The organism is Moraxella boevrei DSM 14165, assembly GCF_000379845.1.
GTDB lineage: Bacteria > Pseudomonadota > Gammaproteobacteria > Pseudomonadales > Moraxellaceae > Faucicola > Faucicola boevrei.
Genome location: NZ_KB903793.1, coordinates 12,324 through 37,200, shown reverse-complemented (window position 1 = coordinate 37,200; position 24,877 = coordinate 12,324). Strand labels below are relative to the sequence as shown.

Genomic DNA, 24,877 nt, shown 5'->3' with positions numbered 1-24,877 from the left:
TCATTCAATATTTTAACAATTAAAAAGCCTAAATTTAAGATTTGGGCTTTTGTGATTTATTGAATTTACTATCTATCAAAAATTCATCAAGGCTAAACCAATGAAACAACAAGGCAAAATTATCCGTTGGCAAGACGACAAAGGTTTTGGCTTTATCCAAACCCAAAATCAGCAAGAAATTTTTTAAACCAGTTTTCGCCAAATTTTTTATGCCACCGTTGGGATTAACCTTATTTTATTGATTGTGCTACTGATGAAATTGTAATGTTTTATGAGAAAAAAACGCAAAGTCCTAAAAATCGGCTATGATAATTACCATAATTTTTCATAAAAACAAGGAACATGATGAGCGAAATTAATCCAAAATTAGACCCAAACTGGCAAAATGATGCCCTAGACCCAAGCCTTAATTTTGCGATGCAAACGCTTGCCGTGCGTGGCGGTTATCATCGCACGGACGAAGGCGAGCATAGTGAAGCGATTTTTGCCACCAGTAGCTATGTCTATCAAAACGCACAGGACGCCGCCGACCATTTTAATGGCAACAAAAAAGGCAATGTGTACAGCCGTCATACCAACCCCACCGTGCGTGCCTTTGAAAGACGGCTTGCACTGCTTGAACAAGGCGAACGCTGTGTGGCGACCGCAAGCGGTATGGGGGCGATTTTGACGATGTGCTTGGCATATCTCAAAGCAGGCGACCATATGCTGTGTGCCAAGCAATTGTTTGGTTCATCGGTGGCGTTGTTTGACACTTACTTTCGTGCGTTTGGCGTGGAAGTCAGCTATGTGGACTGTTTTGACAATACCGCTTGGGCAAATGCGATGACGGACAACACCAAAGTGTGCTACCTAGAAACGCCGTCTAATCCTTTGGCACAAATTGCCGACATCACAGCGATTGCCAAAATCGCCCACAACAAAGGGGCGTTATTGATTGTGGACAACTGTTTTGCCACCCCTGCACTGCAAAAACCCTTGACACTTGGGGCAGATATTGTCATTCATTCAGCTTCCAAATACATTGACGGTCAAGGGCGTGTGCTGGGCGGGGCATTGGTTGGCTCTGACCTCCTTATGGAAAAAGCCTTTGGCGTGGTGCGAACAGGGGGGATTAGCTTGTCGCCCTTTAATGCGTGGGTGCTGTTAAAGGGGCTTGAAACCTTGTCTTTAAGAATGAAAGCCCATTGTGAGAATGCCAATCAAGTTGCCGAGTTTTTGCAAAATCACCCAAAAGTTAAAAAAGTACATTTTTCAGGGCTAAAAGACCACGCAAGCCACGAACTTGCCAAACGCCAGCACAGTCATTTGCCAATGGCAGGCGGAGCATTTGGGGCGATTATTGGCTTTGAAGTTGCCGACCAAAATAGTGCGTGGCATATTATTGACAATACCAAAATGATTAGTATTACCAATAATTTAGGCGATGCCAAAACCACCATCACCCACCCTGCGACCACCACGCATTTTAGAATGACCGCCGAGCAACGAGCAGATGCAGGCGTGAATGACGGACTTATCCGCTTGTCGGTGGGGCTTGAACATGTGGACGATATCATCAAGGATTTAAAGCGTGGTTTAGATAGTTTATAAATCATATTACCAAGCATCATGGGCGGATAATGCTAAATTCGCTCGTTTTGCTTTATTTGTATTTAAATTATCGGTCAGCCATTGCACACCAAAATTTTTGGAACGAACTGCCAAGCCAACAGCACGGGTTTTTGGTTCAACCAAGCCCGTAATTTGTAAAGGCAAGTTAGGCTGATAGCTCATTGCGATTTTATGCAAATCATGATATTTATTAAATTCACTATGTAGCCCAATTTTCCAGCTTTGGTTAATTTGATGCTCTATTTGGCTTGTTGCATACCATGTCAAATCTTGAATTTTATCCTGATTATCCAGTTTTCCTAATAAATCATACTCGTTCTGTCCATTAGGTCTATCAATGTCATACCTAAAATCATACATTGTGGTTGGGGCTTTTTTCCAGTACATTTTGCCAAAAATATCATAAACATTGACCGCCATTTTGGTATTTTTGCCAAGCTCACCTTCGATACCAATATCAAAAGAATAGCCATAACCATCAGGTTTGTTTGGATACCAGTCTAAGCCTGCTTCTTTTAATGCAGGTTTGTCATAAAAATAATCTATCGCTAAATTGGTTTTGTGAATTTGGTCGGTTAGTTTATTAACAACAAGCGGATTTGCAATGGTTTGCACATCACCTTCTACACGACCGTTCACCACTTTCTGCCCTTGCCACAGATTGGCATTGGTGCTAATTTGCCAATTTGGTTGTACTTGCCATTGTTTACCAAAATGTACACCTATCCTTTGATTATGGTTGGCATGAATTTTCACAGGGTGGTTTTCACCATTTGGCAATTTTTGTTTATTTTTATATTGATGATAGAGTTTGGCAGTTTTTCCATCAAATTTTAGCAAATAATCATACCGCCAGTTTGCCCCATAGTGCCAACTTTGTTGTTTTGGTTGGATATTCACCACCACACGCCCATGAGCAAAGGCGGTATTACCACTATCTAGCGGTTTTTCCCAATCATCAGTAAAGCTAATAATAGACTGTGTCGGGCTGTAGAGCGATGCGTCCACTGTCAGATGAATATCATTTTTTGTCGTTGCATTGGCAAATGGTGTGATAGCAATTATCGATACTATCAATAATTTTTGATAAAACTTTGTCATCAATTTTTCCTAAAAATCAACAAAAAAGACAGCCGAAACTGTCTTTTTGTTGAGAATTTACAACATTATAGAGCAATGGTGGTATTGTCGCTAAATTTTGCGGTAACTTTACCATTATTATCCAACAAATCACCATAATCTTTACCATTAACAGTAATATCTGCGATTTTGTTGCCAGTTTTAACCAATTCACCGCCTTCATTAACATGAATGGTCAAACTTGCCCCACTTTGTTGGCTAAAGGTAAAGGTTTGTTTAATGGTATCGTAATCATTATTTAATGTTGTGCTACCAACCACATTTAGCGTTTTACCATTGACAGTTGCTGTTAAGTTTTTCAAGTTAATATCGGTACGAGATGTGCGGTCCAGATTAGCTTGGAAATTCAGCGGAATGGTAACCGCATTTGAGGCATTGTTGGTTTTTGCAACACTACCTTTTATGCTAAGCAAGGCTGTCGCTGGTAGGTATTTACCCGCTTTTTCTTCCACATAAGTATCTGAATAATACCCATCATCATCTAGTTTAACAGTCAAGGCATCTTTTACAGCACTGTCTTTAGCAACTAGATTTAAAGTCAAATCCAAATCTGTTTTTGGTTCAGTTCTGGTTAATTTACCTGTTAGCTTAAGTGAGTATGGAATTATTTTAGCGACTTTTTTACCTTGAATTGTGTTTTCAATATCTAAGGCAGATATTTCCATATTATTCACAGCGATGGTATCTTTTTTGGTAGTCAAAGTTACATTGCTAAAGGTAGCCACTGCTTGTTGTAAACGCAAACCTTTTTCTTGCTCATCGGTTAAATCAAAATCTTTATCAACTGCAACATTTTTATTAAAGTTGGCTGTTAGTTTGGCTTGAGCTTTTAATTTGAATTCATCAGCATCACTACCAACAATAACTTCATCAAAGCCATAAGTACCTGTATAGGATCTACTTGCTGTTGTATTAGCTAGTTTAGCAGTTAAGTTTTTATAAACAATGTTAAATATATCTGAACCAACAACCTTGGTAGACCATTCATTTATTTGATGGTTCCATTCGTAAGTTACTTTATCTTTTTTAACGCTGATTGTACCTGTTAAGGTTAAGTTACCTTGATTATCCAATCTGGCTGAAAAATCATTACTTGGTTCAAGTGAGGCATGATCCAAATCACTATAAATATTATCTCTAAATACCGAACCATCTGGTTTTTTACTAATTTCTTTGACTTTTTGAGCAGTCAAAGAAGTTGCACCATTTTCTTGCATCCATTTTTGTAAAGTAGATGGAATATTCAAGACCATGTCAACACGTTGACCTTGTGTGTGGTTTAGAATATCGCTGGCATTTTCATAGACATTTGATACCGCTTTGCTGTCTGTAACAAAGGTTTTTGCTGTATTAATCAAGTCTTTGGCTTTTGCCAAGTCACTAGCTGATGTATTTGGGGTTGTTGGCGTTACTGGGGTTGTTGGTTGTACAGGTGGGCTAGGTTGTGTTACACCACTATTATTTGAATTTGAACCACCACCAGAGCCACCACAAGCGGTTAATCCTAGAGCGAACGTACAAGCGATTGCTAATTTATTTAAAGATAAGTTTTTCATGATAAATACCTAAGGTTTTCAAAAGATATTAATAACTAACTGATGTAAGATCATAACATCACAAATTACAAACCACTTAACTTGCTTAATAATAAATTAACATTTATTAACAATAAAGTCAATGAAAACCTTACAAAAATTAAGCATTTTTTTCATCATTGAAAATTTTATCTAAATCATTTAGAATAGCCCAAATCTTGCTAAAAATTTACCCAATATTTTATAAAGGAAAACTTATGAACCTACAAGCCCTTATGCAACAAGCCCAAATGATGCAAAAACAAGTGGAAACCAACGTAGAAAATGCCAAAAAACGCCTTGCTGAAAAAGAAGTCCACGCCGAAGCTGGCAATGGCTTGGTAAAAGTAACCATGAGTGGCAAACACGTTGTCAAACGCATTAGCATTGACCCAAGTTTGCTCCAAGATGAGCCTGATATGATTGAAGATTTAATCGCTGCCGCCATTAATGATGCGGTACGTCAAGCCGATGAACTGCACGAAAAAGAAATCGCAGGGGCGACGAGTGGCATGGGCTTGCCACCAGGTATGCAGGGTCTATTTGGTTGATTTAAATAAATCCAGTTTATGAAGTTTAACGCATAAAATTGATTAACTTGATTTTACAAATTAATCATTGACTAAAAAACCGACCAAATTGCCAAAAAAAATGACTGATAAAATTTGCTTTATCAGTCATTTTTATTGATAATAAGGGTTTAAATTTTTTTTGGATTTATTGTGCTTACCCCAAAATTTGACAACCTTGTAAAACAGCTTAAAGTCTTGCCAAGTGTCGGACAAAAAACCGCCCAACGTATGGCATTGCACCTACTCACGCATAAACGCCCGCAAGGCGTGCAACTCGCCGAAGCCTTGCTGATTGCTATGAACGAAATCAAACAATGCGAGCAATGTCGGGGCTTGTCTGATGATGATATTTGTCCGATTTGTAGCAATCCACAACGAGACGAGCGTCAGTTGTGTATCGTGGAAACGGCATCAGATATGATGGCGATTGAACAAACTGCCAGCTTTCAAGGGCAATATTTTGTACTCGGCGGTACGTTATCACCGATAGAAGGTATCGGAGCAGAGCAACTTGGCATTGACCAATTAATCAAACGTTTACAACATCAAGCGGAACAAAATCATCCGATAAACGAAATAATTCTAGCAACAAGCACCACGATTGAAGGGCAAACCACAGCTTATTTTGTCAGTGAAGCGGTAAAACCCTATGTCAAAAAAATCTCTCGGTTAGCACAAGGCGTACCCATGGGCGGAGAGCTTGAATATTTAGACAGCATGACGCTTGGACAAGCCTTGCAAAATCGTGCGATTTTATAATTTTTACCAAAATATTAACCATAATTAATTTTAAAAACACACAAATTAAGGAAAATAAAATTATGCTACAACAACGTCCCCTTTCCCATGAACAATTACAAAGCCTAAAAGATTTACCCACCATTTGGGTAAGAACCGATGAACAGTTAGAACGGCTCATGGACGAGCTTGATACTTTGGACATTATTGCCCTTGACACCGAATTTATTAAGCGAGATACGTTTTTTCCACGCCTTGCGTTGTTGCAGATTAACACAGGTAAGGCAATTTATTTACTAGATGCTCCCAAGTTGGATTTGTATGATTTTTGGCAAGTGATTGCCGATGTGCCGACCATGGTGCTTCATGCTTGTGGTGAAGATTTGGGGATTTATTATTTACTATCAGAATTGCCTGCGTTATCCAACGTATTTGACACGCAAATTGGTTTGGGGTTTTTAGCAGGTGAATTAAGTTTGGGTTATCAAAAAGCCTTACTTGACACGCTTGATATCCATGTGGATAAAGGTGAAAGCCAATCCGACTGGCTACAACGCCCGTTAACCTTTGAACAAGAACGATACGCTAGCGATGATGTGCGTTATTTGCTTGCATTATATTCTGAATTAAAACAACAGCTTAGCGAAAAAAATCTGTGGCAATATGCCAAACAGGACTGTCAAGATTATACCGCCGAACTGTACAATTTAACCCAAATTGATGACAACCAACTATATCTTAGTGTGGCAGATTTTCGCTATAGCCGTGAGCAGTTAGCAATGTTACAAGCCTTATGCGAATGGCGGGAGCAATTGGCACGCTCTATTAACCGCCCACGCACCTACATTTTGCGTCCGCAAGCTCTGCAAGAACTGGTAGAAAAACCGCCGATTGGCATGAAACAACTTGGCTACACCAGTATCAAACCACAAGTTATCCGTATGTACGGCAATGAAATCTTAAATATTATCAATCAAGTACGAAAAAATGACAGCGAAACTTATCCGCCGTGCGTGGCAATGCCTTACCGCAAACTGCCCAATGAGATGCAACAAACCCTGCAAAATTTGATTAATCAACACGCCAACACACTTAATTTGCCAGAAAATGTGCTTATCCGCAAAAAATGGCTCAGCGACCTATACGCCCATGCCATTGACAGCGAGCGAGCCTTACCACTGCCATTATTAAGTTGGCGAAAAAATTGGGTGATTGATACTTTATTGCCAAAATTGCGACAAATGACTGAAAATCAGGCATTTAATCATCCTATGGAAGGTGAAAATTTTGTGAATACCGCCGATTAAATTAAGTTTTTCTCATAATTTTAACAAAATATTTTTCAAAGTATTGATAAGAAAGTTGGCTTAATAACAAAGTGATGAGCAACGTTAAAATAAGTTTTAACCAAAAATTTAAGCCATCGTTAATCTGATTTATCAACAAAATAACAATTGGGTGAATTAAGTAAACCCCATAACTGATTTCACCCAAAGTGAATAATGGACGGTGTAAAATTTTGGGCAATTGATAAGTTAATTTAAAAAAACCCAACACCAATAACGCCGATGATAAGGTAAAAATTAAGCGTGGCGTGCCTGTTACAAGGCTGATAATTGGCAAATTTGCTGATATTGGATAACACATGAATAGCAAAAATCCAATGCCAATCAATGTTAAACTAATAAAATTGGTTAAATTTTTCGTTAAAAAATATTTTGCAATAAGCATCCCAAGCACAAATAAAAAACCTTGATTCAAAGGATGAATGTAGTTTTGCCAATTTTCTGCCAGTGGCACATGAATGTTTGATACAAAAAATGCAAAATAAATATAAATCCCAAGTAAAATCAATGTGCTAAGCCATAAAATTATCGTTTGTTTGCTTAAATTTTGCCACAACAACACTGGAAAAAAACTGTAAAACACCAACTCATTACCGATTGACCAACCGCCTGTGACGATATAATTATCATAATCTAGCCATGCAAACAGCCCTGTCATATTGAGCCAATAACTTATCAAATCCTTGTCCGAACCCAAGCCAATCGGCTTGCCAAAATACACGAACGTGGTAAGCAACATCAACAGCGGAAACAGTCTAGCCACCCGTTTTTTAAAAAAATCAACAATAACCGATAATTGGCGAAAGTTTTGTTGATAATAAATACAATATAACGTTAGCCCACTTAATAAATAAAAAATAGAAACACCATAAAAACCTAAGCGTTGCAACAAATGAGTAGGCGTCAGTACTTGCCCATTGAAAATAAAAACATGATAAAAAACAATGCTTAATGCACATAACCCACGCAGATAATCCAAACTTACTAAGCGTTTTTGTTGTTGTTGCATTAAATTTCCTATTATTTTCTTTAGTGATTGACTATAGTTGGGGTTGTATTTTTACCGTATAGCCAGCGGTTAAGCCACAGCGATTTATCTTCTAAAACAATAAACAGCCCTATTAGAACACTTAACACAATACCAGATACCCAATAATAGTTGATAATTTGATTAGCAAATCTTTGTTTGAGCAGTAAGATTGGTAAAACGTGCCATAAATAAATCGGTAGCGATACTCGACCAATCTGAGCCAAGATACGTCTCAAGCGATTTTGTTGGTAACAAATTGGTAATGTGGCAATATTTTCCGCCCACCTTAAACAAACAATAATCAAGATATCATTAAAAATAATTTTAAAAAATCCGCTTGTAAATATGAAATTTTTAACGGTAGCAACATATAACCCTAAACCACTGAATAATAGTAACCCAACCGTCAATGGGTAAAAATAACGCTCCAATCGCACAATTTGAACATAAATAGCAAAATTTTGCCGATTTGCCCATAAAAATCCCAACAAAAAGTAGCTAAAAAAGTAATAAAACCGCTTATCGCCTACCGCTTGGTACAACCAATGCGATGATAATCCCCATTGTGATACGCTTTCAAAAAACCAAGTACAGCCCCCTGCTATCGCAAATATCAGCCAAAAAATTGTGTAATATCGCCGATTTAGCCATGTATTTATCACTTTGGTATAAACCACAAACAGCAAAATCGCAGGCACATACCACAGATGATAGTAGGGGTAGAGCGAAAAAATATTGGTTAAAATCGCATGGAGGGGTTGTTGGTAATTTGTTAATCCATAATACACAATCATTGCCAAAAAAAACGGTCGTAATAGCCGTTGATAGTATTTTGTTAAAATTGCTTTAGCGGATTGTTGTAACAATTTAGGCTTGACAAAATATCCCGTCAATCCCAAAAATAACGGCATATGAAACAGATAAATCAGATACCGCCATACATTATCAACGAGCGAACCCAGCAACACATGACCGACCACGACCAATAGTATCAGCAAGCCCTTTATGCTATCAAATGCTTGATTTCTCATGATTTTTCTTTGTTAACACCACTATAGAATATGCCAACACCTATCTCGCCCCAAACCCTGTGAGCATCGTTTGCACCGTTTTTATGACGATTAACAAATCTAACGCCAATGAGACATTTTTAATATAAAAAAAGTCATACTGGATTTTGAGTGCGGTCTCGTCTTCATTACCTGCATAACCTTGGGTAACTTGAGCCCACCCAGAAATACCAGGTTTGACAATATGCCGATAGTTATAAAACGGAATTTTTTGTTCAAATTGTTTAACAAAACTTAACTGTTCTGGACGTGGTCCAATCAAGCTCATCTCACCTTTTAACACATTGATAAACTGCGGTAGCTCATCAATGCGAGTTTTACGGATAAATTTACCAACTTTAGTCACCCTTGCATCGTTTTGTTGAGCCAGTTTTGCCCCATGTTTTTCCGCATCCGTGGTCATACTGCGAAATTTGTAAATTTTAAACAGTTTGCCACCCTTCCCCACCCGTTCCTGCACAAAAATCGCCTTACCCGAACTTTCCAAACGAATAGCAATCGCTGTTAACAAACAAATCGGCACAACCAACGGACTAACTAAAACTACTGCGAAGTTATCCAATAACTGTTTGATAATTAAATAGTTTTGTGAAGGCAATAATGAACCCAAATCATTTTCGTACAAATGTTGAATAGGCGAACGCCCTGTTAAACTTTCATACATCTGTTGTTGATTATAGACAGGCACACCTTGTAAGGTTTGTTCGGTCAAAAACCGTTGCCATTCATCGTTGAGTTCAGGGCTTGCCAAATCTGCCACAATGCCGTCAATGCGTTTGGCAGTTGCGGTGTCTAACTGTGGGTTTTCTAGGCGTAACCATTTGATATTAATTGTATTTTCAAAGTTTTGACAACGCCCAAGCGGAATGTATGCCATAAATGGCTCAGAAATTTTTTGTTCCAACAAATACGACACCAAAAAAAATAACAAGCCAAATACCGATGCAAACGCCAAATAATAAAGCGAATACGGTAAGCGAAAAATCAGCAACACCGAACCAAGCAACATCACCACCACCAGTAAAGTCGGTAACACATGGCTAAACGAGCGTTGCCCCGGAAACTGTGACAGACGGTTTAACGCAAAGGTGGTCAGTAGCACGCCCACGCTCGCCAACACAAGGCTATTAAACTGGGTGTCTAACAAATCCCAACGCAACATCCGCCCTGTCCACCGCCACATGGCAGGCAAAATCGCAATCACGAGCCAACCAACCAATAACCGCACCCACAGATACCGCCATATGCCCCAAAAATTAGGTTTTATCATGTTAATATTTTATCATAAATTTAAAAAATTATTAGATTAAATTAATTATCAAAAATTTCGGATTTGACGTTTAACCCTGTTTTTTCAGGATTTTGTTCACGCCATTTTACAAAATTGCGATACAGATTACCGAACACTTGTGGATTATTTTTGGCTAATTTTGCCAAATCACTATCCACATTGTCACAAAAACTGACATCTTGCACCATGATGCACGATGCTTGAATATATTTCATCGCTTCGTCAGGTTTATTCTCAAAAGCCAGTAATTGTGCATAAGCCAACAGGTTGAACTGCGACGTATCATTGGTTAGCACATCAGCAAAAATTTCCTTTTTCTCGGCTAAATGATTGGCATTGAGCGGAACTTGCATAGCCAACAAACGTTGATTATACGCACTAAAACCAAACAAAGGTTTACGATGATAGTCAATTTGGCTATCGGTAAATTGATGATTTTTATGCGTAATAAAACGGTTATAATTTAGATAATCTAACTGCAAATATTGATAAGCATAAAAAACACCTGCCAATGCCAATATAAAACTTAACATACCGCTAAAACGTAAAAAAAATAAATTATTGATTTTTAAAGGTTTTTTTACCAAATCTAAATGACGTGGTTCAATCAACGGTACAAACATGGCAAATATCACCAAATAACGAAAATACCATAGCGGATATTCCACACTCGCATATAGCAAACTTGCTAACACGAACGCTAACGCAATCGCACTTTGTGCCGAATGGCGAAAATGCACGGCTCGGAGCAACACCCACCCTATTGGCACACAGCACAGCAGACCAACCACGCCCATTTCTGCCGAAATCATGGTAATAAAATTATGCGAATGGTCGGCGATTTCAGGCCAGCTAAAAAACTGAGCATAGTCCACGCTGGCTTTCATATAGTTATTCCACCCCACACCGATAAGTGGATTATCGCCAAACATCATCATCGCTCGCTCATTGAGTGCAGGTCGGTTGCCCTGCCCGCCTGCCATACGGCTAACCGCCCCCAGTCCACCTGCATTGAGCAGATAACTGGCAAGCCAACTCGCCCCGAGATAATACAAGTCAAAAAATAACCAACCAATCACCGTCAAACCAAATTTTGTCCGCCACCGCATCGGTTGGGCAAAAAAATACACCGCAATCACACCAATCATCATCAGCATGCCTGCACGACTTTGGGTAAACGCCAACCCTGCACAAAATACCGCAAACAATACTACCAATAATGCACGGTATGCCAATAGATATTTTGTTAACTTTTGTTGAATAGCTTGATTTGTAAATGTTTGATGTAACAGATAAATCACCGCACACAACCCCAACACAAAGCCGTAACCTGTGTGGTTCGCCTGTCCAAAATTACCGTCCAAACGTGTCGGTAACGCATTATTGCGTACGATTACCCAACTTTGCCAAAAAATCGTATAATCATAAATCTGCATCACTTGGATGATAAAAGTTATCATTGCCATGACAATGGCAAAGCCAAATAATATCTTTAATAACAAGGCTTTATCGGTAAATTGGTAAGCAACACTACTGGCAAATGCCACCAAACTCAAACAAATAATCGGAAAAATCAACGCATCGGGGTGGGCAATCGGCAAAAAAGCCAACTGAGCAAATAAAACCACAATAAACCCAAGCCACGTCCACACCGATAAATGTACACCACGCCAACGGTTTAACGTGAATAATGCCACCGCCACGCCAAACGCTACCGCAATAAACGAAAAACTATTTACCCAAAAATCCCGACCCAAAGGTGAATGATAAGGCAACAAATAACCCAAAATCGCCACACCGACAGCGATGGCAAAGAAAATAGACGGCTCACGGTAGCTTGGCATACACAATATCCAAAAAATAACTGGCAATAAAAATGCTAAACGGAATAGTTTAGCATTTTTTTAGGAGATTGGGGGATTTTTTATTTCCAAGGGCGTAAATCAACAATTTTGACAACTTCGCCTGTTTTCCTATCTATCAAAACCGTCATATCTTCTACATTTGCTTTTAATGGTAAAAACCCATCTGCTTTTGGATACTTAGTGATTATCGCCTGCACCTTATTTTTTTCATTATAATGATTTAACTCAGATAATGGTTTTGTCCGTTTTTTGATGGCATCTGTTGCATTTAATAATGGAACATATCTTTCAGGACGCTGTGCTAAAGAGATACCTGCAAGAGATTCTTCTAACATATTATCATTAAGTTCTTTAACATCCCTGGCGAATGCAGTCGCAACAAACTTTGGTCGTAGCCAACCTACTTTTTGATATTCAGGTTGTGCCTTACTAATATTTTTAGTATATAACTCATTAGCACGTATCAGCTCAAATCTATCCACATTATAAACCAACCAAACAGGTCTACCTTGCGTTAGGCTATACATAGCATAGCATAACGCAATGATTTGGCAAATGGAAATAATGGTCAAATCCATTTTCAATGTTTTTTTATGCTCTTTATATACCAATAAACTTAATAATGGCCCCACAATAATATCAATCGTAATCATCATTAAAAAAATATGCGTCACACCGACTGCTTTATTTAGTGGCATCGGATACCAAATATTAAACATCCATAATATACAAATTATCGCAACTACAATACAGAGAGTCAGATGCAACAAAAAATAACGCACACGTTTAGATTTTATGGAACTGTATACCATCATATACCTCGCTTAAAACAAATCAATATACAATAACAAAAAAGACTAGCTTTCGCTAGTCTTTTTGCAAAACTTATCGTTTTGATTGCTACATATTAACGGCAGTTAGATGGAGCAAAACGTTGGTTTAGTGTACCTACACTACCCACACGACCAGTTGCACCGGCTGCATTACATTCCCACTCGATAGCACCTTGTGCTGGAGTATAGCTGTTAGCACCACCAGATGAATCAGGAAGCGCCACACCAGCGACTTTTGGAGCTAAAATCAAAGTTGCACCATTTTCAACAGCTGCACCGTAAGTTATAGTGATTGCACCGTTTGTATTGTCAATAGTAAGAGCAGTTACAATTGGTGTAGTAGTTGCAGTCCAACCAGTGTCGTATTTTTGTGCGTTAGAGTGGTTCTCAGCAACAGTAGTCTTAGCACCAGAAGCTAGTGAGATACCTTCAGAAACTTTAGCACGCTTGGTGTAGTCTTGGTATGCTGGTAAAGCGATAGCAGCCAAGATACCGATAATCGCGATAACAATCATTAATTCAATAAGGGTGAAACCTTTTTGTGCGTTCATAATGAACTCCTATTTTTATTAAAGGGTTGGATAAACTTATGATAGAGTTAGGTGTATAAGATTATCCAAAGGATTTAAGTTAATGGTTTGGTTAGCTGTTAACCTTACCTTCTTGTAATTAATATTGCAGATGTTGTGCCAACTTTTTTAAAATAGTTTACTTTTTATCGTTGCACTACGAATTTTTGGCAAAAAACCGTGTTAAAGGGTAGTTTTTAAAAAAATCAGCCACTATTTTTAATAAACTAAAAATAAACGGTCATAAATTCCAGATAAATATTTTAGTAAACGTTGCCTTGTTAGCCATATTGTGTCATTGTCTGACAATTTTTGTCATTTTTAGACAATCTAAATTATTTCTATATCCAATAAAAAGACATTTATTGCCAATTCTTGGATACTTACTTTATTATAGTGACAATTTTTGTCTTATTTTTTCATGTTACATAAAAAAACCGCTAAAATCTGTATAATGGCGGTTTTAGCAGGATAGTAAAATTTAATCTTTCCAGTCATTGCCACATTTTTTATCAGTAGCAGTAACATTTCGGCATTTGATGCCTTGTGCTGTTAATGTTAGACTACCGTCACCTGCCATTTGTCCAGTTACCATTGGGGTTGCAGTTAGTGTCCAGTCTGATGTTAAAGGTATGGGAGAAACTGTTATGCTATATAACGGTGTACCTTGTCTTGGGAAATTACCCAATGGTAGTGTATTTTGATTAATATTTTGGTAACTACCTTGTGATAATTTTTTAGACTCTATTTGAGTGGCAATATTTTGTAACTCAGCCATCATATCTGCACGTTTGGTTCTGATAACATAGCGTTGATAGCTAGGTAGAGCAATTGCTACTATCACACCAAGTATAGCAATAACTATCATTAATTCAATTAGCGTAAAGCCTTTTTGTTTCATTACCATGTTGAAACCCCCGTTACATTACAGTCTGTCATGTTTGCCGTAATACTGGCTGACGCAGTTTTTGATTGGCATTTTAACCCTTGACTATTTAGAATAAACGTTGAGATTTCGTTAGGGTTCCAACGGTTTCCAACAGGTTGTGCAATCATCACCCAAGTTGATGACGCAGTTGTCAAGTCATTGCCTGTTGGTACAAGCGTCGTGCCTGTACCGTTAGTTAAAGTGATTCGGTAACGTGGGTTAACTGCTGGTACATTAATAATTGTATTACCAGTATCACTATAAGCGTAGGTAACTGTACCGTCATTTGCCACTTGCTTTGGCTTAAAACCACGATAAGTTAATGCTGTAGCTCGCCATGCTTCTAGCTCGTTTTGGAGTTGTTGCATTTTCGCTTGTACTTCAGCTTCGGCATTTCTAATAACAAATGAACGATATGATGGAATGGCAATCGCCGCTAATATCGCAATAATCGTTACTATAATCATTAGCTCTAGTAAGGTAAAACCTTTTTGCTGTATCATAATAAGTTTTCCTTAGTCTTTAGCATTATTTATTTCGTACCAGTTAACTGGTTGTAATGTAAAGCGTTCGTTAAAGATAAACTCACCAATAGAGCCATCACCACCAGTTGTAGTAACACCATCAGTACCTAGTCTCTGACCATCTTGACCAACTAAACCACTATTTGGATACCCTTGACCATAATCAACACGATCGTTTACACGGTCTTGAATAGTACGTGTGCCAACTAAAAGACGGGTATTAGATTTACTACTGCTCAATGGTCCAAGTGTAAGCTCTTGAATACCTTGCCCTGCCCGAGCAAAGCCACCTGTGCCTGATTTTGAGCTGACATCTTTACAAATACCATACGGCAAGCAATATAGCTGACGTTCTGAACCACCTGCGATAGATGCAGCACAGCTTGAACCTGAACCGTATTTCATATCTGGGTTATAGGTCGTGGTATATAAAAAGCTGTTGATAACTTCTGATTTACCCACACCTTTGGTATATTTCACATTGTTGTAACCATCAAAACGAACTAGAGGGTAATACCAACCTTTTTTGGCTTTTACTGCTGTAATACCTGTATTTTTCTGAACTTCTGTATAGCCTCCTGTTGGCACATTCCCCATTTCGGTCGGGATATTTGCAAAATCTGTATCGGTTAAATCTTTGATTTTTTGTACATTTTCATCTTTTGTACCGCCACCAGCAATGGTTACTTTTTCTTTTCTTGTGGTAAAATCTGTAGCATAGAATAAGCTATTTGCTTTGGTAACGTCTGTATCCATGATACCAATGACACGGTCAGCATATTTGTTATCGCTACGCATTTTTGATAACGGTGAGCTTCTATCACCTGAAATAGCATTAACCAATGCAAAGAGCCGTCCATTATTAAACGTATTATCACCACGATAGATACTCACGACTGGGCGTTCATAGAAGCGATGGGCATATTTTGCTTCTGATTCGCTAAAGGCAGGTTGCAAAATTCGTGTTACACGTTGATTCTTAAAGCTTGTTGTCGCTGTGCCTACACCTTTTGCATCATAAGTTTTATCACCTGCATTGGTAAAGTCTGCACGGAATATTTGCCCACCTAAATCTGCAAAATAAAGATGATCCATAAAGCCATCATTGTTACGGTCAAGGATAGTTACCCCTGCAACAACACTATTTTTCATGGTTGGAACAGAAGTATTGGCTGTACCGCCTGCACTACCCGATGCTGACCAAATCAACGCTCCTGTATGAGCATTGACGATATAAACAGCATTACCTTTAACATCGCCTGCATTTTGGGCAACAAAGTCTTCACTTTCATACTTCATATCATACCCACCACCAAATACAAGTACGTCTGTGCCTTTATCGGTGTTGCTAGTTTTGATTTTAGCACGCACAGGTTTTGCCCAAATTTGCCCCATACGCTGGAAGTCAGCATTTGGCGTACCGTCTGACTTTTTGTCTGATAAATAAAACATCAATTCTGGCGTCGTTTTATTAGTGAGTTTTAGCCCATATAGCCCTTCGCCACCCATACGCATACCGCCGTAAGCGAATACGCCTTTATCTTTAGCAGTTTCTACAGTAACTTTATTATTATCAATGTCAAATTTATAGTCGGCGTGTACCATCCAAGGTGCATCAATACCAAAATAAGGTACACCTATCGCTTTACCTGTACCTTGAGTGCCTTTTAGAGCCTCATCTTGATTTTGTAGTATTGACTTTGGAATAAAAGCAAACTGCTCTTTACCCCCATCATTGCTGGTTGCATTATCAGCGTTGACAAGGTGCAATGCACCGTCCATTGAGCCAAATAGCACATAATCATCACGAGTACCTGTAACTTGACCATAGTCATCCAGTGTTGCTGCGTAAGAGACTGACACAGGATTTGAATGAACCGCACCGCCCAAAATTTTGACTTCATTCGTTGGTTTTGTCAGTGTAATAGAACCGTCCAAGATTTTACCTGTATTTGGCAAGTTATCAAAACCTAAAAAGTGTAGCAGTTTTTTTGCACGTTCTTCAGTATAAGTTGTGGTATCTCTAAATCTGTTAGTATTGCTAATGACATTGTTATCCAAAGTAACTTTTCCACTCGCATTTACACCGAATTTACGTATTACGGGTGTTCTACCATCCGCACCAAAATCTTCAATATAAAGTGTACGTCCTGATCCCAATCCTGCATTTGGTGCGGTTAGTCGTGCATACATACCGCCTGAAGAAATATTTGCATTACCTGACGAGGGTACTGGTGATGGACTCCACAAATCTGCTGCGGCTGTATTAAGAGAACCTGCTTCGTCATTAAATAGCTTGTTGTTATTTTGACCGTATAGCGTCCCTTGATCTAAGGCATATTTTTTTACGTTACCCGCCCAAACTGCTGGGTTCTCAGCAACTTTTGCCTCAACCATTGGTAAATAAGCAATCGCTTGTTGACTATCCACGCGATATGGGTCATCAGGTACAGTAATTGTACCTGACGGTGATGAAGGCAGTTCTTGATTAAGCGACGAGATAAAATTAACCACACTATCCGCTAGAGCTTTAGGCTCGCCTGTGGCAGTAAATCCACCTTTACCAAAATCAGCATCTAATGAACCCAATAAGCACAGGTTCTTGGCATCTTGGCTTCGTACAGAATTACAGTCAGGAATAGTTTTGGCTTCAGTTTTACCATCACCGCTATCAATAGTTACCGTTTTATTGGTAAATCCGTCAAAAACCTTACCAAATCCAACAGTTGCTGTTTTTAACCCTTCTTTACCAAACTGGTTTTTGGTTCTCAATACTTGAGAAAAATTCCCAATCCAATCCCAAGCAGCCTGAGTAGGAGATTCTGTATTTGCGTTAGTTAGCTGAGGTCTACCATTGTTTTTTGGCATACGGTTCATACCAAGTGCAGCACCCATAACAACAGGGGCACTGTTATCGCCTGAAGCATTGGGTGCACCATCTGTTAAAAAGTAGATACCGTAGCCTTCACACTGAGCATCAGGATTTAGCGGTGTTTTATAGACATTGCCATTTTTTGTTGAAGCATCAGATTCTGGAAAACCCGTCAATCCATATCCACCACCCGCACGTATTACAGCATTAGTCTGTGTTGTTCCTCCTAACATATAAGAAGCGACTTCAGGATAAGCATGGGCAATTGGCGTACCACCATTTGGTCTTAAACCTAATACATAATTAATCAAACGCTTGCGATGCTCTAAGGTTAGCCGCTCAGCTGGTACCTGCATATTACCTGCATATTTAAAGGGATTACGAATAACATTTGGTAGAGGTGTGGGAAAGCTGCCCATGGCGATACGATGATTCTCCGACAATGCGGTACCGTCTGCCAGTAGTCCAACAAGGCCTAATTTTAAATTGGTAATACGGTCGGTTGCACCACCTGTAATTTTAATATTCTTTGTATTATTACCTTCAAGATTCGTTCTACCATCTTTTGTATTAGGGCAAACTTCAACGTTCATAGAAATGGTACTATCAAGTGTGCCATCAGCACGCGTAATCGGAATATTGACTGTATATTTGGACGCATTCAATACTGTATCTGCTGTCACTTGCCCTGCAAATCTTCCATTTCTCCAGTTATAAAGACACTTTAATCCATTATTCCAAACACCTCTATTTGGCTGATTTCTAGTACGCCCCCATCTGTCTTTATAGGTGCTGTCTGGCAGGTCAATTTCAAGCATAGAACCTGAAATATCAAGCATCATTGCGATAGTCGCTGAGCCACCTTGTGCTGGTTTATAGATTTCAAGGTCACCGATTTCTTTTTTATTGACATCTGCGATGGTTACACTCGTACCAGTCATCGCCATGGCTACGACTAAATATTTTAAAGAAGTGGATAAGATTTTTTGATTTATTTTAGATTTCATTTAATCACCATTAATTATATTGAAAAACACTAAAGGATATTATAAAGTACACAATAAACGGTTAGAACTAGCACTACCAAACTTAATACAGGTGGTTGAATGAGATTTATTTTCAATCACTGCTTGTTCATACAGTGCTTTGTGAGGGGTTTGTGCTTGTTTGAGACAATCAGTCAGCAATTGGTTATTATTGCCACTTACTGACTTATTTTTTTCAATCATCGTACTTTCATAACAGCTATGTGCCCCATCTTTAGGTGTGTTATAGGCAGGTAGCGATGAGGTTGAATAGATATCAAAACGTGTTTTTTGACTACTACTGTTAGTAGAGTCTTTACCAATCACTGCATCTTTAAAAGGATCATCATTCTCAACCGCGGGGGTTGTTGTAATATTCATCTGTGTCATTACAGTTTGACGAGCATTAGTATAGTCATTTGCAGTTTCATAGTCACAGTAACCATTCGCATTTAGCTGTGTGCCACCACCTGCTTTTTTAACAACTGCTTGACGTGCTGAGTAGTTATTGCGTCGTGGGTTATAGCAATAAACAAACTCATCCCCTTTATTTTCTCTACTATATAAAAAATGCCCAAATGCACCAATCGGACTGACTACCAGTAATTTATATTGAGGTGAATTTGGCAAGCTATTTGCCATTTTCTCTAGGCTTTGATTCGCACTATCGGATGACTGCAAAAGTGTAGTATTAATTTGATCGCTGGTAGCCAGTTTTAGGTCAGTGTTACTTTGTTTAACTGCCATCGCTCCTGCTATCATTACTAAAATTAAAAATAATAAAACGACAATCAGTGTTGCACCTTGCTGTGTTTGGCGATATAACACAGTAGGGCGTTGTGGTTGCTGTGTTAAACAAATCTGTGAAGTAGATAATTTCATGTGATTTTTCTCATTATTTTAACGACTTATGGCGTTGCACTTGTCGTTGCAAAGTGAATAACACGTGCATTACGCAATAATACATTCGCTTCATATTTATTGCGTACCGTATTTGTTGGTACAGTTGCTTTTAGCGTATTACTGGTACCCAAAATATCAAATGTTTTTAGCTCAGTATTTTCAAGAATTGGCGTAACACCATGAATTAGTAAAGCTATTTTAACAGCAGTGATAGCAGGCTTATCCGTCGTTGTAATCGCCTTGTACTGTGTTGGTGTCAAATAGCTTCTACCAAGTTTACCGTCACCGTCGGTATCTTTGGTTTCTTCAGTTACCAACAAAATTTTAAATTGGTCAACGCCTAACATCAGCTCAGAACCACCACCATTCCCAAATGATAATGCACCTGCACCGCTTTTAATACCTGATGGCTGATCTGTACCTGACAAGCGACCTGCATCACAAGCCAAAATTGTAGAATTTGCACGGATAAAATAACGCTCGATTACCATATCGCCATTTGCAATATCGGAGCCTTCACAGTCTGACCATATTTTTCCTGAGATATTGCGGTATTGAATCGTTAGTTGGTCACTACCAACATTTGTATTAGAAAAACCATCACCTGATTTAGTAAACCATTCTGGCTTATCCTCTGTTGCACCAATATTTTCCTTGGTCAAAACAATACCACCGCCGACTGTTTTGTCAGTAATAGAAGTTTCTTCGTTACCAAGGTTAGCTTGACGAATATTCTTTTCTAGGGCTTGAATGCCAAAAATACTAGTATCTTGTATACTACTCCCACTTTTTTGGGTAGTGGATGTCCTAACGTTCGCAATATAAATCTGAACAGCTGCTGCTGAGATTAATAAACCTAACACCAATGAAATCATCAGCTCAATTAAAGTAAAGCCTCGCTGATAAGTTTTGTCAACTAACATTAGTATGCCTCCATGATAAAGCAAGTCGCACCTGCATTATAAACACCAGCGTTGTCCGCACAGTTTACTCTACCTGTCGCAGGTTTATCGTTTGTCAGCTGTGGGTCAGTTTTCCCCCAGCTTGCAATCATACATTGGCGAGTTTGTGTACTTGTTGTTTCTGGACAATCTATCACACGGATTTGCATTTCATTTGCCGTTGCAAATTCACGCAAATTTACCCCATCATTATTTGCCATTTGCTCAGATGTGCAAGCAGAAGCTATTTGACAAGAAATTTTGGCTTTATTAGAATTAACGCCTGCTACGAAAGCATCTTTTTCAGCATCGATGCTATAAGCTCTTATCGCATCTGCACCACCACGCATCACAGACATGGCACGGGTTCGCATCAGACTTTCATCAGTAGCTTTGACCGCATTGATTTGCATGGCTGAGAAACCCAACATTGCCACTGCTAATAGTAGCAAGGCAATCAACACTTCAATTAAACCGATGCCTTGTTGACTATATTTTGCTGTCATGAGCAACCCCCTATCGTTTTTGATGCTGAAATATTAGCATTATCTGCCACGGTGATATCTAACTGGTCACTTGCTCTGTTATTATGACAAACCCTAAAAATTACGGACCTTGCTGTTTTTGTAGGGGTAAACGTAACTGTCATTGCACTAGCACTAGTGGTTGTTACATTAATTTTTGGATTATAATTTTGTACAACATCAATTGCATTTTTTCGTGTTGATGTCGTAGTAATAGTTTTTGCTGTATTATTCACAGTTACAGTGATAGGAACACGATAAATCATGGCATCAGTACGGGCTTGACGCAAGGTATTCTCTAACAAATTTGTCGCTTCTTTTTGGCGCATACTTGCTATTTGTTCATTCATAGACGGAGCGGCGAGTGATGCAATAACCCCCATAATCGCAATGGTTATCATCAGCTCTATTAGCGTAAAACCCGACTGATTGACAGAATGTCTCATGAAAATTCTCTCAAAATTCAAAAAATAATTAGTTATGATGCAAAAAACATACCGTATTATCAAATACTGATAAAAATGTTAATATTTTTTGCTAAGCCATCATAATATACAACAATTTTAACAAAAATAACCTACTTTGTTAATGGATATGCGATAAATGGTAAAGAAAGCGTTATTATTAAAATAATAAAATTTTGTGGTTAAATTCGCCCATGCAAAACCGCTCGAGCATGGATACGGTAAGGATTGATATTGGGGTTTTTGAGTCTTGGTTTAATTTGGTTAAATAAACCATTAAGCACCGCTTGTAGCGTCGCTCCTGTGGTTACTACATCATCAAAGAAAATCAAGTTTTTTACCTTTGGAATTGTGTCAAAATAAAAGGCATTTTTCACATTATCAAGGCGTTGTTCACGGCTTAGCCCTTGTTGGTGCAGGCGTTCTTCACGACCGATTTGCATAAAAATCGGCATTTGCCAATGAAAACTTAAATATAAAGTTAGCATAAATAACGGATTAAACCCACGCTCAACCAAGCGTTTGGTAGTAGTTGGCACGATGACAATCGCACTATTTTTTGGATGGCAACCTTTCGGTAGCTGTAATTGACGAATAGCGTGGATAAGTATCATTAGCTGACGTAGTTCATGATGATTTTTAAACTGAGTCATCGCATGATTGAGTGGATAATCGTAATAACCGCTTGCAATACCTTGAATGGTGGGTTGATTGCTAAAATCAGTGGTTAAATTGAACGTGGACTGTTGCCATGCAATCGCTTGATGGCAATCGTTGCACAAAAATGCGAGACGGTTAAACCAATGTGGATTAATTCCATCTTGAACGTCATCTATGGGCAAATGTTGACAAGAATTTAATGAGCAAAATTGACATTTGTTGATAACTTTACCATGTAATAATAACGCCCCTGCAAAAGGTAGTTGCCACCACGTTTTTGGCAAAAGCATTGCTTTATAAGCCTGAAAAATCGTTAAACATTAAGCCCACGCCGATATTGGTACTTTCATGATTATAATCTTGAATGTTTTCGCCATAACCATGAAATAGTTGTATATAGGCTTTCATACCGCCACGCAAGGGACGTGCATAGTCAATCTGAATAGCTCCTTTGCCTTTTAAAGGATTAAAGCGGACAAAACCGCCAACGGTGTCTTTGTTGGCAAGCGGATATTGCCAGCGGATATCGCTATAGCCCATATAATCGCCAATATCTTCGTTGTCTCTATCATCAGCTTCTTTCAAACTGGGAAAAATAAACCATGCTCGTGGCACAACGGTTAATTTGCCCCACTCCATACCGCCCATGAGATACGCCCGATTCCACGAACGTGACAATGGGTCGGATTGTCCATTTGACTGATGCACCAATCCTGCCCCAATCATGCGTAAATCACCACCAAACGGCAAATCCGCCTTAGCAGGTTGGGTGATAAAAATTTCTGGTTGATAATCAGACACACGGAACGGACGTGACTGACTCTCATTATACACCTGCCAATACGATTGTTGGGTATAACCAAACCACACATCCGCATTGGTGTGAAAGACGTCTTGTAACATTTTGGTTTTTACCGAAATTTGCATTTTACTTTCAACATGTTGCAAATCTGGATAATCGGCAGGCAGTTCATGGGTTGGGGTATGGGGGGTTTCGTTCGGGTCTTTGTGAGCAAAAACAGGTAAAAAATAGGTCTGATAATGCGGACGCAAAGTAAATAAACCCGCAGGGTCGTTGCGGTCAAGGTCAAACATTTGACTTAATGGGCTGTAGCTTGCCACATCGTCATTGCTGACGCCAACCGCTTGTAAAATTTCACGTTCTTTTTGGTCGGCATTTTGCAAATGAAAATTGGCTTTTTTCTCAGTTTTTTCAATAGCTTGAATGTCAGCCGTTGGTGTTGTGGCGGTCGTTTCAGCTACTTTATTATTCATCACATTTGCTTTATTGGTGTCATTTACCCCACTTTTAATGGATTGCAACACGGTTTCTTTATTCAATTCAACTTGTTCACCGTTAACCAACACAGGGGCAACTTTGCCCGCTTGGATACTGTTGCTCACGGTTTTGCTCAAGTCCAACGGTACTTTTTGGGTCAGCGTCACATCACCTGCCACAAGTTTATCATAACACGCCAAACGCAACACGTTATCGCCAATTTGCGAACATTGGGAAAATTTGTCAATTTGGGTTTGGACTTGAACGACAGGTTCTCCGGTTTTTTTCAGCGTTTGCGATTTTTGCACCGCGGATTGTGTAGAGGTGCTTAACATCATTAAAGATAAACTTGATAATGTCAATAATGGAATGCGAATAGAAGAAACAGAATGTGCCATGATGATGCCTTGACTTACAGAAGCGAAAAATAACACAGTATCTTGACACAATCGCTAGAAAACTGCAATGTTTTTTCGCCAAACAAACAAAATAAACGATGACTTGTTAAAAAAGCTTAACAGACTAGACAAGAATTCACCTATAACGCTCACCATCATACTCAATCCAACCATGCTGATGACGACTAGTAGGATCTTGGTGTGTCCAATGTAGCACCCCCCCTTTTTCATTATAAATGTATTCACCATAAATTTTGATTGGCGTATTGGGCTGAATGTTTTTCACTTTTGGGGCAAGGTCAATGTTATGGGCAACGAGTACGCTCATTTTTGGATAATTGTCAATTTTTATCAAAAACCGCTGATGCCGACTCCCTTTATTATCGTCGGGCAATACTTTTGCTACCGTTGCACACGCCAATACTTGCACTTTACGATTTTCATTTTTGGCTTGGTAGGCTTGATAAATTGCTTGGTTGTTACAAATCGTTTTTGCAGTACCTTGCTTAAGTTTGTATGTATTTTGGCTAGAGTTTTATGCAGAAATTTTTGGATTACTTAGGCTATTTTAAGTGGTATTTTCAGCAACATTAGCAGATTGGACAGGGTTTTGAGCGTGCTGATTGTCATCAAAACACGCCGTTAAGCTCAACACACCAAACAAAGATAACACAAAAATCGGTTTCATGATATAACTCATTGATATATTGATAAAGG

The 24,877-nt window shown here is 38.8% G+C and carries 23 protein-coding genes; 4 read left to right on the top strand and 19 right to left on the bottom strand.

Going from position 1 to position 24,877, the window contains the following annotated elements:
- Positions 1–34 precede the first annotated feature (34 nt).
- Positions 35–202, bottom strand: a complete 168-nt coding sequence (locus A3G3_RS14520; protein WP_156802134.1) for a hypothetical protein — start codon at positions 200–202, stop codon at positions 35–37.
- 143 nt (positions 203–345) lie between these two features.
- Here A3G3_RS14520 and A3G3_RS0108030 point away from each other — a divergent pair, with 143 nt between their 5' ends.
- Positions 346–1,593, top strand: coding sequence for an O-succinylhomoserine sulfhydrylase (locus tag A3G3_RS0108030; protein WP_019520022.1), 1,248 nt, complete (start codon positions 346–348; stop codon positions 1,591–1,593).
- Positions 1,594–1,599: 6 nt separating this feature from the next.
- Here A3G3_RS0108030 and A3G3_RS0108025 read toward each other — a convergent pair whose 3' ends face one another.
- Entirely contained in the window at positions 1,600–2,715 is a 1,116-nt protein-coding gene (locus A3G3_RS0108025) for a DUF5723 family protein (protein WP_019520021.1), read from the bottom strand.
- Positions 2,716–2,780: 65 nt separating this feature from the next.
- Entirely contained in the window at positions 2,781–4,310 is a 1,530-nt protein-coding gene (locus A3G3_RS0108020; protein ID WP_019520020.1) for a hypothetical protein, read from the bottom strand.
- Positions 4,311–4,525: 215 nt separating this feature from the next.
- Between A3G3_RS0108020 and A3G3_RS0108015 the strand changes: the two genes are divergently transcribed.
- The 3 genes from A3G3_RS0108015 to A3G3_RS0108005 all read left to right on the top strand — a co-directional run bounded on the left by A3G3_RS0108015 (position 4,526) and on the right by A3G3_RS0108005 (position 6,945).
- The gene (locus tag A3G3_RS0108015) at positions 4,526–4,879 is read left to right on the top strand and encodes a YbaB/EbfC family nucleoid-associated protein (protein WP_267283249.1); all 354 of its coding nucleotides are present in this window, start codon (positions 4,526–4,528) and stop codon (positions 4,877–4,879) included.
- A gap of 171 nt (positions 4,880–5,050) precedes the next feature.
- Positions 5,051–5,659 carry a recombination mediator RecR gene (gene recR / locus A3G3_RS0108010; protein ID WP_019520018.1) on the top strand — a complete coding sequence of 203 codons (609 nt, stop codon included), beginning with the start codon at positions 5,051–5,053 and terminating at the stop codon, positions 5,657–5,659.
- A 62-nt stretch (positions 5,660–5,721) separates the two neighbouring features.
- Positions 5,722–6,945, top strand: coding sequence for a ribonuclease D (locus A3G3_RS0108005; RefSeq protein WP_019520017.1), 1,224 nt, complete (start codon positions 5,722–5,724; stop codon positions 6,943–6,945).
- A 1-nt stretch (position 6,946) separates the two neighbouring features.
- Here the strand turns inward: A3G3_RS0108005 and A3G3_RS0108000 are convergent, their stop codons facing one another.
- The 16 genes from A3G3_RS0108000 to A3G3_RS13455 form a co-directional block, all read right to left on the bottom strand.
- Positions 6,947–7,993, bottom strand: coding sequence for an acyltransferase family protein (locus tag A3G3_RS0108000; protein WP_019520016.1), 1,047 nt, complete (start codon positions 7,991–7,993; stop codon positions 6,947–6,949).
- Between the two features lie 20 nt (positions 7,994–8,013).
- Complete coding sequence (locus tag A3G3_RS0107995) at positions 8,014–9,045, bottom strand: acyltransferase family protein (protein WP_019520015.1); 1,032 nt, start codon at positions 9,043–9,045, stop codon at positions 8,014–8,016.
- Positions 9,046–9,085: 40 nt separating this feature from the next.
- On the bottom strand, positions 9,086–10,354 hold the full coding sequence (locus A3G3_RS0107990) for an exopolysaccharide biosynthesis polyprenyl glycosylphosphotransferase (RefSeq protein ID WP_083908858.1): 1,269 nt from the start codon (positions 10,352–10,354) through the stop codon (positions 9,086–9,088).
- A gap of 41 nt (positions 10,355–10,395) precedes the next feature.
- Complete coding sequence (locus tag A3G3_RS0107985; protein ID WP_019520013.1) at positions 10,396–12,219, bottom strand: O-antigen ligase family protein; 1,824 nt, start codon at positions 12,217–12,219, stop codon at positions 10,396–10,398.
- An 80-nt stretch (positions 12,220–12,299) separates the two neighbouring features.
- A complete protein-coding gene (tfpZ, locus tag A3G3_RS0107980; protein WP_040631580.1) occupies positions 12,300–13,052 on the bottom strand; it encodes a TfpX/TfpZ family type IV pilin accessory protein in 753 nt (250 codons plus the stop codon).
- A 95-nt stretch (positions 13,053–13,147) separates the two neighbouring features.
- Positions 13,148–13,624 carry a pilin gene (locus A3G3_RS0107975; protein ID WP_019520011.1) on the bottom strand — a complete coding sequence of 159 codons (477 nt, stop codon included), beginning with the start codon at positions 13,622–13,624 and terminating at the stop codon, positions 13,148–13,150.
- 499 nt (positions 13,625–14,123) lie between these two features.
- Complete coding sequence (locus A3G3_RS0107970) at positions 14,124–14,543, bottom strand: type IV pilin protein (RefSeq protein ID WP_040631577.1); 420 nt, start codon at positions 14,541–14,543, stop codon at positions 14,124–14,126.
- Positions 14,543–15,073: a type IV pilin protein gene (locus tag A3G3_RS0107965; protein WP_019520009.1), complete on the bottom strand. Its 531-nt coding sequence runs from the start codon at positions 15,071–15,073 to the stop codon at positions 14,543–14,545. Before A3G3_RS0107965 ends, A3G3_RS0107970 begins: the two co-directional genes overlap by 1 nt.
- A gap of 12 nt (positions 15,074–15,085) precedes the next feature.
- Entirely contained in the window at positions 15,086–18,973 is a 3,888-nt protein-coding gene (locus tag A3G3_RS0107960; RefSeq protein WP_019520008.1) for a pilus assembly protein, read from the bottom strand.
- A 39-nt stretch (positions 18,974–19,012) separates the two neighbouring features.
- The gene (locus A3G3_RS0107955) at positions 19,013–19,873 is read right to left on the bottom strand and encodes a hypothetical protein (RefSeq protein WP_019520007.1); all 861 of its coding nucleotides are present in this window, start codon (positions 19,871–19,873) and stop codon (positions 19,013–19,015) included.
- Positions 19,874–19,899: 26 nt separating this feature from the next.
- Positions 19,900–20,817 carry a prepilin-type N-terminal cleavage/methylation domain-containing protein gene (locus A3G3_RS0107950; RefSeq protein ID WP_019520006.1) on the bottom strand — a complete coding sequence of 306 codons (918 nt, stop codon included), beginning with the start codon at positions 20,815–20,817 and terminating at the stop codon, positions 19,900–19,902.
- Positions 20,817–21,341 (bottom strand): prepilin-type N-terminal cleavage/methylation domain-containing protein, encoded by a 525-nt coding sequence (locus tag A3G3_RS0107945; RefSeq protein ID WP_019520005.1) that lies wholly within the window; start codon positions 21,339–21,341, stop codon positions 20,817–20,819. Before A3G3_RS0107945 ends, A3G3_RS0107950 begins: the two co-directional genes overlap by 1 nt.
- Positions 21,338–21,805, bottom strand: coding sequence for a GspH/FimT family pseudopilin (locus tag A3G3_RS13460; RefSeq protein ID WP_019520004.1), 468 nt, complete (start codon positions 21,803–21,805; stop codon positions 21,338–21,340). The genes A3G3_RS0107945 and A3G3_RS13460 overlap by 4 nt, the downstream gene beginning before the upstream one ends.
- Before the next feature lie 200 nt (positions 21,806–22,005).
- A complete protein-coding gene (locus tag A3G3_RS0107935) occupies positions 22,006–22,773 on the bottom strand; it encodes a ComF family protein (RefSeq protein ID WP_019520003.1) in 768 nt (255 codons plus the stop codon).
- A gap of 4 nt (positions 22,774–22,777) precedes the next feature.
- Positions 22,778–24,160, bottom strand: coding sequence for a phospholipase A (locus A3G3_RS0107930; protein WP_019520002.1), 1,383 nt, complete (start codon positions 24,158–24,160; stop codon positions 22,778–22,780).
- Between the two features lie 136 nt (positions 24,161–24,296).
- Entirely contained in the window at positions 24,297–24,647 is a 351-nt protein-coding gene (locus tag A3G3_RS13455; RefSeq protein ID WP_083908857.1) for a DUF3465 domain-containing protein, read from the bottom strand.
- Positions 24,648–24,877: the final 230 nt, after the last annotated feature.

Coding starts and splice junctions, on each gene's coding strand:
- A3G3_RS0108030 (WP_019520022.1), top strand. CDS start 346: ATGAGCGAAATTAATCCAAAATTAGACCCAAACTGGCAAAATGATGCC.
- A3G3_RS0108025 (WP_019520021.1), bottom strand. CDS start 2,715: ATGACAAAGTTTTATCAAAAATTATTGATAGTATCGATAATTGCTATC.
- A3G3_RS0108020 (WP_019520020.1), bottom strand. CDS start 4,310: ATGAAAAACTTATCTTTAAATAAATTAGCAATCGCTTGTACGTTCGCT.
- A3G3_RS0108005 (WP_019520017.1), top strand. CDS start 5,722: ATGCTACAACAACGTCCCCTTTCCCATGAACAATTACAAAGCCTAAAA.
- A3G3_RS0108000 (WP_019520016.1), bottom strand. CDS start 7,993: ATGCAACAACAACAAAAACGCTTAGTAAGTTTGGATTATCTGCGTGGG.
- A3G3_RS0107995 (WP_019520015.1), bottom strand. CDS start 9,045: ATGAGAAATCAAGCATTTGATAGCATAAAGGGCTTGCTGATACTATTG.
- A3G3_RS0107990 (WP_083908858.1), bottom strand. CDS start 10,354: ATGATAAAACCTAATTTTTGGGGCATATGGCGGTATCTGTGGGTGCGG.
- A3G3_RS0107985 (WP_019520013.1), bottom strand. CDS start 12,219: ATGCCAAGCTACCGTGAGCCGTCTATTTTCTTTGCCATCGCTGTCGGT.
- tfpZ (WP_040631580.1), bottom strand. CDS start 13,052: ATGGTATACAGTTCCATAAAATCTAAACGTGTGCGTTATTTTTTGTTG.
- A3G3_RS0107975 (WP_019520011.1), bottom strand. CDS start 13,624: ATGAACGCACAAAAAGGTTTCACCCTTATTGAATTAATGATTGTTATC.
- A3G3_RS0107970 (WP_040631577.1), bottom strand. CDS start 14,543: ATGAAACAAAAAGGCTTTACGCTAATTGAATTAATGATAGTTATTGCT.
- A3G3_RS0107965 (WP_019520009.1), bottom strand. CDS start 15,073: ATGATACAGCAAAAAGGTTTTACCTTACTAGAGCTAATGATTATAGTA.
- A3G3_RS0107960 (WP_019520008.1), bottom strand. CDS start 18,973: ATGAAATCTAAAATAAATCAAAAAATCTTATCCACTTCTTTAAAATAT.
- A3G3_RS0107955 (WP_019520007.1), bottom strand. CDS start 19,873: ATGAAATTATCTACTTCACAGATTTGTTTAACACAGCAACCACAACGC.
- A3G3_RS0107950 (WP_019520006.1), bottom strand. CDS start 20,817: ATGTTAGTTGACAAAACTTATCAGCGAGGCTTTACTTTAATTGAGCTG.
- A3G3_RS0107945 (WP_019520005.1), bottom strand. CDS start 21,341: ATGACAGCAAAATATAGTCAACAAGGCATCGGTTTAATTGAAGTGTTG.
- A3G3_RS13460 (WP_019520004.1), bottom strand. CDS start 21,805: ATGAGACATTCTGTCAATCAGTCGGGTTTTACGCTAATAGAGCTGATG.
- A3G3_RS0107935 (WP_019520003.1), bottom strand. CDS start 22,773: ATGCTTTTGCCAAAAACGTGGTGGCAACTACCTTTTGCAGGGGCGTTA.
- A3G3_RS0107930 (WP_019520002.1), bottom strand. CDS start 24,160: ATGGCACATTCTGTTTCTTCTATTCGCATTCCATTATTGACATTATCA.